General features: G+C 40.4%; 5 protein-coding genes. 1 reads left to right on the forward strand and 4 read right to left on the reverse strand.

Going from position 1 to position 11974, the window contains the following annotated elements:
• Positions 1-12 precede the first annotated feature (12 nt).
• Both AAC073_RS05835 and AAC073_RS05840 read right to left on the reverse strand, forming a co-directional pair.
• Entirely contained in the window at positions 13-1383 is a 1371-nt protein-coding gene (locus tag AAC073_RS05835) for a TrpB-like pyridoxal phosphate-dependent enzyme (RefSeq protein ID WP_339922911.1), read from the reverse strand.
• 20 nt (positions 1384-1403) lie between these two features.
• Positions 1404-4742: a VCBS repeat-containing protein gene (locus AAC073_RS05840; protein WP_339922912.1), complete on the reverse strand. Its 3339-nt coding sequence runs from the start codon at positions 4740-4742 to the stop codon at positions 1404-1406.
• A 426-nt stretch (positions 4743-5168) separates the two neighbouring features.
• Here AAC073_RS05840 and AAC073_RS05845 point away from each other — a divergent pair, with 426 nt between their 5' ends.
• Positions 5169-6665, forward strand: coding sequence for a hypothetical protein (locus tag AAC073_RS05845; protein WP_339922913.1), 1497 nt, complete (start codon positions 5169-5171; stop codon positions 6663-6665).
• A 103-nt stretch (positions 6666-6768) separates the two neighbouring features.
• On the opposite strand, the gene AAC073_RS05850 is transcribed toward AAC073_RS05845, so the two are convergent.
• Both AAC073_RS05850 and AAC073_RS05855 read right to left on the reverse strand, forming a co-directional pair.
• Positions 6769-8373 (reverse strand): SusD/RagB family nutrient-binding outer membrane lipoprotein, encoded by a 1605-nt coding sequence (locus tag AAC073_RS05850; protein WP_339922914.1) that lies wholly within the window; start codon positions 8371-8373, stop codon positions 6769-6771.
• A gap of 18 nt (positions 8374-8391) precedes the next feature.
• On the reverse strand, positions 8392-11616 hold the full coding sequence (locus AAC073_RS05855) for a SusC/RagA family TonB-linked outer membrane protein (RefSeq protein WP_339922915.1): 3225 nt from the start codon (positions 11614-11616) through the stop codon (positions 8392-8394).
• Positions 11617-11974 lie beyond the last annotated feature (358 nt).

Consider the following 11974-nt stretch of genomic DNA (forward strand, 5'->3'; position numbering starts at 1 on the left):
TAAGCTTATCTCTTAAACAGGAATTGTAGGCGTATTTAATTTTGAAATAGAATTGTCGATCTCTTCCTGGCTAAGTTCATGGCTTTTTATTTTTCCAGAAAAATAATCATCGTAGGCCTTCATATCAAAATTACCATGTCCACAGAGGTTAAACAAGATGGTTTTGGATACCCCTTCCTCCTTGCATATTTTGGCTTCCTTAATGGCTGTGGCAATACCATGATTGGCTTCAGGAGCAGGTATTATTCCTTCTGATCTGGCAAAAAGCACCCCAGCCTCAAATATTTCAAGGTTATCGTGCGACTGCGCCTCAATCAGGTTATCCTTTAGCAATTGGCTAACAATTACCCCTGCTCCATGATATCGAAGACCTCCAGCATGAATTGGGGCAGGAATAAAGTCATGTCCAAGGGTATACATTGGCAACAATGGTGTCATCCCTGCGGTATCCCCAAAGTCGTACCTGAATACGCCACGGGTAAGTTTTGGACAGGAGGCCGGCTCACTGGCAATGCATCGAATTTTTTTACCCCCTTCCAGGTTTAACCTCAAAAAGGGGAAAGAAAGTCCAGCGAAATTTGATCCTCCACCAAAGGGAGCAATTACAATGTCTGGCATATCACTGCCCGCTTTTTCCATTTGCTTGATCGCTTCCAATCCGATAATCGTTTGGTGTAATTTCACATGGTTAAGCACAGATCCTAAGGCATATTTAGTATCCTCCCGAGTGGCTGCCATTTCTACTGCTTCAGAAATAGCGATCCCAAGGCTTCCTGGAGAATCGGGATGCTCCGCAAGGATCTTTCTACCCGCAGCTGTTCTATCTGAGGGAGAAGGGTAAACATTGGCTCCCCAGGTGTTCATCATCATTTTCCTGTAGGGCTTGTCATTATAGGAAAGCCTAACCATGTAAACATCACACTCAATACCAAAATGCTGACAGGCAAAGCTCAGTGCACTTCCCCACTGCCCAGCACCAGTTTCTGTGGTAATCCTTTTTACACCCTCCTGCTTATTGTAATAAGCTTGTGGGATAGCCGTGTTGGGTTTATGAGACCCAGAAGGACTTACGCCTTCATATTTATAATAAATCTTTGCAGGTGTATCCAGTGCTTTCTCCAAACCATATGCCCTGTACATAGGAGTAGGTCTCCATATAGCATACATATTCCGAACCTCATCGGGTATCGTCACCCATTTATCGCTTGTCATCTCCTGCTTGATCAAAGCTTCTGGAAACAAAGGAGCCAAAGCCTCAGGACCTAGAGGTTCTAGGGTTCCAGGGTTTAATGGTGGCAATGGTTTATTAGGCATATCTGCTACGATATTGTACCAGCTTTCTGGTATTTCCCTTTCCTCTAAATTTATCTTTCTGTTTTTCATTGAATGAATACATAATAGGTTTACTGATTTTTTCTAGACAAGTTTTTCAAAGGCTTTTTTGTTAAACTATTGTTGAGGACATAGGCCTCCACTCCTTGATTGTTTATACCAACCAACAATACTTTAAGATACGATAATGCTATAAATTGTATATTCTTCACATCGCCTATAAAGTTTAATCCAGTTTCCAATGGGGGAACTGTTGAAAACTGGCCCTTTCCATCTCCGAGATAAATTTGACCAAAATTGGCATCTATCATGCCTAATCGAAGCCTGGCTGTATTCTGATTTCCACCAAGAATAAAATCCAGATGCCCATCCTCATCAAAATCCATAGCACTAATCGCAAAAACAGGGGCATATTGTGCTTCTACCGGCAATTCATGTCTTTCGAATTTATCACCTTTATTTTCCAAATAAATCGTTTTCAGTTCATTAACTTCTAACTTTTGAGCTTTAGCTAGCGCTTCTTTGCTAAATAGGTCCTCAAGTGTGGCTTTTGAAAAGGAGGCATAATCGGTAAACTTACTACGCATTCCGTACATTTGATCCAATAATTCATCCCTGCTCATAAAAGGTACAAGCTCTCCCTCGAAATAGTAATTTAAAATGGGGTCTACTGAACCATTGCCATCAAAATCAGCATATACTAGGGTCAAAGGCTCCTTCACATTGGCCTTTAACTGACTATTTGTACCAAAATTTCCCACAATAAAATCCAAATCCCCATCACCATCAAAGTCGGCCGGCGCCAATTTTGACCATTTCCCAACCAACGGGACTTCAAAGTATTGGGAAGTCTGGTTAATGAAACTTTTCCCCTCCTTGTTCAAAAAAACACTTATAGGCATCCAATCGCCAACAATTATCAAATCCTGCCATCCGTCTTGATCAATGTCCAGCCATGAAGCATCGGTAACCATGCCTAGGTCTGATAAACCTGGAAAAAGCACAGTGGTATGGTCTTCAAACTTACCTTTTCCGTCGTTGATAAAAATAAAAGACGCGGCAGGTTTTGGGTATTGTCCTGGAACAGCTCTTCCTCCAATAAAAAGATCCAAATCTCCATCATTGTCAAGGTCTATGGGCTTCACCACGCTCCCACTGCTCAAAGCTTCCGGCAATGCATCTGCTTGAAACTTAAAGTTTCCACTACCTTGATTGATGTACAATTGGTCCTTTAATTCAGGAGAATCTCTTTCAAAGTCGTGATACCCTCCTTTTACAATATACAAGTCCTGCAAACCATCTCCATTCGCATCAAAAAAAACAGCATCAGTAGTAGCACTTCCAATTTCATCCGTTAAATTCAATCCTTGAGACTCCAAAAATTGACCTGTAGAAACCTGAAAATATAATTTTCCCGGTTTTTCAGTAGTGCCCCCTATAAATACATCTGCATACCCATTCTTATTCACATCTCCCACAGCTATCACTGGCCCACTAGGAGACAACATATGTGACAAAAGTGGTTGACGCTTAAAATCATTGAATCCAGCTTCTGTGTGTGTATAAGGAATGGGGGAAACAATTTTAGTAAAAAGAGGTGGTTTTTTTTCTAAAGCATTTGGCAGTTTGGTCTTTGCATTGCGTTCTTCGAGAACAAGTAATTGATTGCTTTCGATATCCATTATCCATTGCTCTTTGCCTCCAGTCCAGCTAATCTTCAAAGAGTCGACATTGGCTACGCTTCCTAAGCCTATATGCAAAACATGGCTGACCGAGGATTGGAAGCCCCGAGTAGGTTGCTGTTCAAAATACTGCTGTTCACTACCCGTGTACACAGAGACTTTCGCTCCTACGCCACTGGTATTGAAGCCTTCACCCTGCAGCTTTATTTTAAGGTAGTTCCCTGCACTTTTTTCAGGTTTCAACACATTGGCATAAACACCTGCATAGTCATTTAAATGGTTGACAACCAAATCCAGTGCGCCGTCATTATTAAGGTCAGCATAAGCCGCTCCATTCGAGAAATTCGGTTCAGAAAAGCCCCAATCATCGGAAACATCTTCAAAAACTAGCCCATTCTTATTTCTATACATATAATCCTGAATAGGTGTAGAACTCATACTTGTCACGAGGTGTAGGGTATCTGCTTTTTCCTTTGCCCTTGCTTTGCTGAAATAATAGTCCCCTTTGTACTTTAAAAAATCCCTGTTGGTATAATCTCGAAAATAGCCGTTACTTACAAAAAGATCTTTCCAACCGTCATTGTCAAAATCCGTAAAGAAAGCGGCCCAACTCCAATCCGTATTTGAAACTCCCGCAAGCTGCCCAATTTCGCTAAACAAACCAGTCCCTTGGTTAATATGGAGCATATTTCGCATGTTTTGATGGTAAAACCCTTTCATCACCATCAATGCATATTGCTCATAATTCTCCGGTCCATAAAGTAATTTTTGTCGCTCATTGTCCTTAGGAAGCATGTCCAGGGTAAAAATATCCGATAGCCCGTCGTTGTTTACATCACTGATATCAGAACCCATAGAGTAATAAGAAATGTGTTGTAAATATTCCGTCAACTTTTCCGAAAAAGTGCCATCCCCGTTGTTTATATACAAATAATCAGGCTCTATATAATCATTTGAAATGTGCATATCAGGAAAGCCATCCCCGGTAATATCTGCAATTGCTATACCCAAGCCAAACCCCATAGAATTCCCAATAATACCAGCCGCTTCACTAATATCAGTAAAGACGCCATTATCATTCCTAAAAAGTTTGTCTCCTGAAAGGGAATTTCTGTCCTTCCTTTTCGCGTCAAAATCTATTTCATTGATTACTTGCGTATTGTGGTTGAGCAAATACATGTCAAGATCACCATCCAGGTCATAATCAAAAAATGCAGCCTGAATGCTATTGGCTGGATCCGCCAATCCGTACTTTTCGGCCTCATCTATAAAAGTATTGTTCTTTTGATTGATCAGCAATTCATTTTTTCTGGATATGGCGTCTCCTTTCCCCGAATAACAAACATAAATGTCCAGGTAACCATCTCCATTGACATCCGCCATAGTAGCTCCGGTAGTCCAAGCATTTTTACCTTGCACTCCTGCAGCCTTACCAATATCCTTGAATTTAAATTCCCCTTGGTTTAGATAAAGGCCATTGGAAGTCATGTTTCCAGTAAAAAAGAGGTCATCCAAGCCATCATTGTTAATATCACCTATGGCTACACCTCCTCCATTATAAAAATATTCATAGGTTAAAATATTGGTGTGCTGGCTCTCTATCAATTTATTTTGAAACTTAACTCCAGTTTTTCGACTTGAGATTTTATCAAAACCTTGTGCCATCATCCAAAAAGGACTAAGGTATAAGAACAATACAAAAACGACGTAAATATTATTGTTTTTCATAACGCAATTTTCTCCCCTATTTCCCACTAAATATTTAACCATGGAGCTCAGTAGTAAATCTACATTTTTTCGAGGGATCGCACAATAGGTATAATTGCACTTTAAAAGGCTAAAAATAGACTTTTCGCAGTTTTTCTTCCCTTCTTACAATTAATTTAGAAATGCTGATGGCAGACATCCCTTAGCTAAGGGTAAGGCTAAAATATTCTGTAATAAAAGAGTTTATTAACTTTGGCTATTTAAGCGCTATTTTCACGATTAATCATCGTACTATCCTGCTATTTTTCTTCATAAAAACAGGTACCAACATAAAACCCAAAGCAATTGCCTCACTAAAGGGAAGTATTCAATTGAGTAGCTTCACTCTCGGTTTGTTCAATGTTTAAAATTTCTTTATTATTAAACAACCTTAAGTAAACCTGAAAAATGTCCTACTATAAGTTACCTACCTGTATAATCTTGCTCCTTATTGTTTCATCATGTAACAAAAAAGAGAAGAGTTTATTAATCTGGGAAGCTAACTTCCCGGTGATCGGTTCGCAATCATCACCTAGGTCTGCAGACCTAAATGGGGATGGAATACTGGATTTTGTAATCGGGGCAGGAAAGAATGAATTGGAGCACACAGAATCAGGTATTTTAGCCATTAACGGCTTGGATGGTGAGCTTTTGTGGACACAGGAAACGGAAGACCAAGTATTTGGATCAGCTACTTTTTTGGATGTAAACAAAGATGGAATACCCGATGTTTTTATTGGAGGTCGGGGACCTCACCTTAAGGCCATCGACGGTCAGTCTGGAAGTTTGATTTGGGAATTTGATACATTGGATCATTTAAACCATCCCGTTCTAAAACATGCCAGGTTTAACTTCAACAATAGCGTCACTATACCTGATCAGAATGGAGATGGAGTAGAAGAATTGCTTTCTAGTAATGGGGGAAATGCTAAAATTGCTCCCAATGTTACTGAAGGCAGGTATCCTGGGGTTTTAATGGTGATCAACCCTGTAAATGGTGAAATCATGGCAGCGGATACCATGCCAGATGCCGGAGAAACTTATTTGTCACCTTTGTATATCCACCAGGAAGCTACAGGTTCTCAGCAAGTACTTTTTGGGACAGGTGGAGAAACCTTACCTGGAAGCCTTTATATAGCAGAACTGAGTGATCTTATGGATAATAACTTGTCCAACGCTAGACCCTTGGTAAGTGAAAAGGGACATGGCTTTATTGCTTCACCGGTATTAGTAGATCTGAATAAAGATGGATTTTTAGATTTTATCGGCATTTCTCATGCAAGTACCATTACGGCTATCGATGGTAATCGCCTAAACACAATATGGCAACTTCAATTGCCTGACACCGAATGCAGTAATAGTTTTGCGGTGGGTCAATTCACCGACGATGACATTCCTGACTTATTTACTTTTGTGAGTAAAGGAATATGGCCAGAAAACACGGGATTAGTGCAAGTAATGATAGATGGTAAGTCCGGTAAGCCTTTAATAAAAAAAGAAATGGGATGTACCGGGTTTTCCTCACCCATAGCCTATGACCTCAATAATGACGATATGGATGAGGTGATATTCAGCATCAATGAATACGACTGTAGTAGAGCCATCGACGATCGGTCAGCTTTTCTGATCGAAAACAAATTAATGTTGATGGATTTCAAAGCAGACACTACCTTCATTCTGGATCAAGCAAAAGGGTTTAAAAATGTGTTTTCTACACCGTGGATCGGGGACCTGGACAGCGATGGTTATTTGGATTTGGTACATTGCCAGTATTTTAGTCACGGAGATATATTATCCTTTCTCGGAATGAAGATTAAAAGAATCGACTTGCCTATAAAAATAAGAGACAAACCACTGTGGGGGGCTATCATGGGATCCGATGGAGATGGAATATATAAACAATAAAAAGGCTGCCCATGGGCAGCCTTTTATAAAACACTAAATTAACCAAGTAAAAACATTCTTTGTTTCTAAAACATTGATTTTTTTTTCAAAGCAAAACCTCACTTTAGTTTGCTACGTCCCACCATACACGAGTAGTGTTTATATCTGGCAAAGTAGCTCCTTCTTGAAAATTCGCATTGGCTGCAACTTCAGATGATGGGTACCTAAGTTTTCTCATGATCTGTCCTTGCGTAATATTTCCAGGGTAGTTGGTAGGAGTTAACTGAGGATATCCAGTTCTTCTCCAGTCAGACCATGCTTCCCACCAGTTGAAAAACTTGCTCACCCACATTTGCTCTCCAATCATTTCCAATGCAGGCTTTTCTACACCATAAGGATGTCTTTGAAGGTAAGCGGCTACTGCCTCATCAGAAACAGTTAAAGAAGCATCAAAGGGGGTATACATTTGCATGGCACCTTTCACACCAGCCTCATAATGATCCTCAGCAGCATTTGGAATTCCAGAACCAATTCCTCTTTCCAAAGCTTCCGCCTGCAAAAATGCAGATTCAGCATAATTCATGAAGATATAAGGCGCATCTAATTGAAGCATCAGGTAATTAATTTTGGAATAGGTTGTTACCAAATTTACTTGCTCTCCTTCCAGCTCATCCAAGCCAGAGGCATCATATCCATTTGGCATCCCTCTTTGTTCCAATGGATTGGTATTGGTAGGAGTCCATGCAACTGCTGACCAATCAGCTATTCCTCCACTAATGATCATTAATCGTGGGTCTACCTCATCTGCTGTAGTTGCACCAGCTTTTAACCAATCTACTAGGGTATTGCTTAGGTAAGTAGGCTGTCCTCCATCACCTGGATAGAAAGCCCTAGAAATACCATTCTGATTGATCCAAACGCTAGGACCTTCTGACATGGGCACCCAGGCATTGTCATCATTGCTTTCCATAACGCCTCCTGCAATTGCCTTGGTAACATATTCATCGGCCATTTGAGGCGCTACATTTGAAACCCTCATCGCTAACCGCAGCATCAGTGAATAACCAAATTTTTTCCATTTGGCTATATCCCCTTCGTAAATAATGTCTGCTTTTGAAAAGCCATCATCTGGATTAGAGGTACTCATTGCCGCAGTCGCTTCCTCCAATTCTTTTAATAAATCAGGATAAATGGCTGATTGCTCATCGTATTCAGGAAAGAAAACACCTTCCATTCCTTGGAGCGCATTGAAATAAGGGACATTCCCATAAAAATCCGTAAGTCGATGGAAATTCAAAACCCGCATAATTCGTGCAGCGTTTCTAGTATTTATTTTATTCCCTTCATCGTATCCTCCCGGACCTGTTTGTTTGATTACTTCTGAAATATTTTTCAATGCATCTCCATAGAAGAATTCGAAAGGTGCGCTATTTGACTCAAAATTTTCAGTGTATTTATCCCCAGGAGCGATTCCACCACCAGCATTGGCCAAATGCTGAATCAAGTAGGCAGTCATGCCTATATTGGTTCTCCAATCAAGGTACCTATTGTCTCCAGCAGATCCTCCTGAAGCAGATCCTAGCTGAGCAGCCGTGAACATGAAATTCAAATCTATTTCATTTACTGCCTGTGGATTAATATTTAGATCCTGTAGTTCTTCTGTATTGCAAGAGGTAAAGCATACACTAACCGCCAAACCAAACAGAAGAAATTTATTTATAATTTTCATAATTCTTTCTTTTAACGATTAAAATGAAGCCCTTAAGTTGAACCCATAAGACCTTGATTGAGGCATGCCAAAGAAATCAAGGCCTTGCCCATTTCCTGAAGAATAGCCCGACTCCGGATCTATATTATCCACGTTTTTCCATAGGATGGATAGGTTTCTCCCTACAAAGGAAAGGCTCACATTGGTAAAAGGCGTTTTCTCCATTAAGGATCTAGGGAAATTATAACCGAAGGTAATTTGCCTTAACTTGGCAAATGACCCATCATAGATAAAATGATCCTGCACCCTGTTGCCCATTTGGTTCCAATAATTATTGGCTTCACCTGGCGAAAGTGTTTTAGAAAATGCCTCATAAATAGGAGTTCCATCAGAGGTTGTGCCTGATTGAATAACGCCGGATACTGAAAGCGGGTCTTCCCCTTCTCTACCTTGTATTGTTTGCTTGTGCAATCCCCATTGGGTTAATCTAACATTAGTACCTGAATAAATCTCTCCTCCTACTCTGAAATCAATCAACGCAGAAAGGTTAAAACCTTTATAAGTAATACTATTGTTAAATCCTCCGGTAAAATCGGGAATACCGTTTCCGATTACTTCCATTTGGTCGGACTGTACAGGCGCTCCATTTTCTTCGAAAACTGGTTGCCCATCAGGTGAGGTTTTTTGTACCCAGCCTGCCAGTACGCCAAAAGGCTGTCCGGTTCTATGTTGTACAAATACCGTCCTTGTTCTTGGCTCCTCTACGTTCAGGATATCCGTCCCTTCAATTAAGGATAAAACTTTGTTTCTGTTTCTGGCAATGTTGAATGAAACATCCCAATTGAAATCTTTGGTGCGTACTGGGGAACCGGTTAATAAAATTTCAACTCCTTTGTTCTCCATCTCTCCTAAATTCACCAATGTTGATCCAAAACCTGAAGCCCTTGAAATTTGTGCATTCAACTGGTCATTGGTACTTTTCTGATGGTAATAGGTGAAATCCAAACCCAATCTGTTTTGGAACATTCGAAAATCTAAGCCGAATTCTATCTCTGTGGACAACAAGGGTACTAAAAATGGATTTGGAATGGTTCCATTGTTATTCCCAGCAGTTGCATAAGAGGCCATTGGTACCGTATTGCCTTCAAAACCAACAGCAGGAGCACCCAATAAAGTATAGGTATTTTGAATCTGATAGGGGCTTACGGTAGAACTACCCACTCTGGCCCATGAAGCTCTAACTTTTCCGAAACTTAACCAGAGAGGAAGATCCTCCATGGCATCAGAAAATACAAAACTACCTCCCACTGAAGGATATGTTATATCATTTAAAGAAGGATCTAAAGTAGAAAACCAATCTGTCCTACCTGTTCCTGTAAGGAATAGTATGTTTTTATAATTAATTTCTGCAGATCCATAAACCGAATTAATTCCCCATCCGGAATAACCATATCCAAAATTTCTGGTGACTGTATTATTGATCGCATGGAAGAATGGCACATTAAAATTAGTACCGTTAGCTGAAATGGTTTCATCTTCTCGACGCATTCTATTGGCTCCTAAAAAGGCTACTACACCAAAATCACCAAACTGTCTATTATAACCCAACATGGCTTCCAGGTTAATTTCATTTACCCTTCGCTCAGCCTCCGACATGTTCCCACCTCTTGAGTACCCCGTTCCTTGTGGAGTCAGTGAAGTACCTCTTCGGGTATACCAGTCCATCCCTGCTCTACCTGATAAATAAAGATGCTCTGTAATGTCATACTTCAAAGACCCCGAGGTGATAATTCGATCCCTGGTATCACTGATTGACAATTGGTAGGTCGAAAAATAAGGATTTTGACCCCAAGGATTATTGGTCATCAAGTATTCCTCTTGTTCTGCAAAACCCCAAGTGCTCAATAATGCTGGATCCGTTCCAATAGGAATAGTTCCCAACCTATCTGGATCACCTTGTCCCCAAAGTACATTGACATTTGGTGGCAAAGCAAAAATAGACTGAAAGGCATTACCTGGCGAATCTGATAGCCTTGGCCGGTTTTGAGTTCGTTCATTGGAATAAAGCACTTTGGCATCAAAGGTTAACTTTTTACCAAATTTACCGCTTGTGGCCAATGACATATTGATGCGATCAAACCCTGCATTTGGAATAACGGATGAACTCCTTAAATCGGTCACATTGAATCGGAACGTTTGTGTGTCGCTTCCTCCAGACAATGAGAGGCTGTTGGTAAAAGATTTACCGGTTTGATAAAAACGATTCCAATTGTCCCCTGCATCCACATAGGGTCTTTCTATTCCATCAAAATGCATAGAGGTACCAGAACCTAATCGTTCTCCCCAAGCTTGGGTTCCCCAATCATAACCATCCCTTACAGAAGTTGGTCTTACAGCGCTTCCTGTAATTTGATCACCTTGAAACCTTCCAGATCCAAACTCCCTTTGCAAGTCGGTTTGATTGTTAATTCTTTCAAACACCACATTGGAATTGAATTCTACGCCAATTCCTTTTCGTGAAGTTCCTCTTTTGGTCGTAATAAGAATTACACCATTTGCTGCTCGCGAACCATATAGTGCTGCTGCACTGGCCCCTTTTAGTACCGACATGGATTCAATGTCATCAGGATTGACACTGGTCATGCCATCTCCCTGATCTGCACCACCCCAAACTCCGGCTTGTCCAAAATTGGTATTGTCCATTGGCACCCCATCAATAACATAGAGTGGTTGGTTTCCCCCTTGCAGAGAAGTATTTCCTCGAATGATTACACGCGAAGAGCCTGCTGGTCCAGAGGCCACATTACTCACATTCACACCAGCTACCCTACCGGCAAGCTGATTGGCAATGTTATTTTCTCTGGCTTGAGTGAATTCTTCTCCTCCTACTTTTGTCATTGAATATTGGAGGGCTTTGACATTTCTTTCAATACCCAAGGCAGTTACTACGACTTCGTTCAATTCCGAAGCATCTTCTGCTAAGCCAACATTAATTGTGCTACGGTTTCCAACCGTTTCTTCAACGGCCTCAAAACCCAAAAAGGAAAAGACTAACACAGTCTGCGCACCTTGAACATTGAGACTGTATTTGCCATCCACATCTGTAGCAGTACCTGTGGAAGTACCCTTAATAAGAATTGACACCCCGGGTAAAGGTGTTCCGTCTGAACTGTCTGTGACTGTTCCCGTAATAGTCTGTCCTATAACACTACCTCCCATAGAAGTCAGCAGTGCCATAAAGACGATAAGTAATAGGTTTTTCATAAATGGTTATTTTGGTGTTAAAAACAAAACTTAAATATCTATTAACCCTCTCCTCTCTTTTTACACCAGTGGAAAACACCCCCGAAGACTCTTTTTAAAATAAAGGACTTAAGTCACTTTACTGAAAACGGAAATATTTACAACTGGCTCCAAATGATGATGAAAGGTTAAATAAACTTAAATTTCTCAGAAATGTAGAATATTAAAAACATAAAAAAAAATTGTGCTTGTCATTTTTCAAATTTTAATCGGGAAAATATTTACACGACCGGAAATTGCTATTAAAACTTTTTAAAGAATTTCTCCTTGGCCTCATGAAAAAATGATTTAAAGATACATTCACACTTATTAAATATTT

It is taken from the genome of uncultured Cyclobacterium sp., assembly GCF_963977555.1.
Classification (GTDB): Bacteria; Bacteroidota; Bacteroidia; order Cytophagales; family Cyclobacteriaceae; genus Cyclobacterium.

What these genes read in the sequence shown, in the direction of transcription:
- AAC073_RS05840 (WP_339922912.1), bottom strand. Translation starts at nt 4,742, where the DNA reads ATGAAAAACAATAATATTTACGTCGTTTTTGTATTGTTCTTATACCTT.
- AAC073_RS05855 (WP_339922915.1), bottom strand. Translation starts at nt 11,616, where the DNA reads ATGAAAAACCTATTACTTATCGTCTTTATGGCACTGCTGACTTCTATG.
- AAC073_RS05850 (WP_339922914.1), bottom strand. Translation starts at nt 8,373, where the DNA reads ATGAAAATTATAAATAAATTTCTTCTGTTTGGTTTGGCGGTTAGTGTA.
- AAC073_RS05845 (WP_339922913.1), top strand. Translation starts at nt 5,169, where the DNA reads ATGTCCTACTATAAGTTACCTACCTGTATAATCTTGCTCCTTATTGTT.
- AAC073_RS05835 (WP_339922911.1), bottom strand. Translation starts at nt 1,383, where the DNA reads ATGAAAAACAGAAAGATAAATTTAGAGGAAAGGGAAATACCAGAAAGC.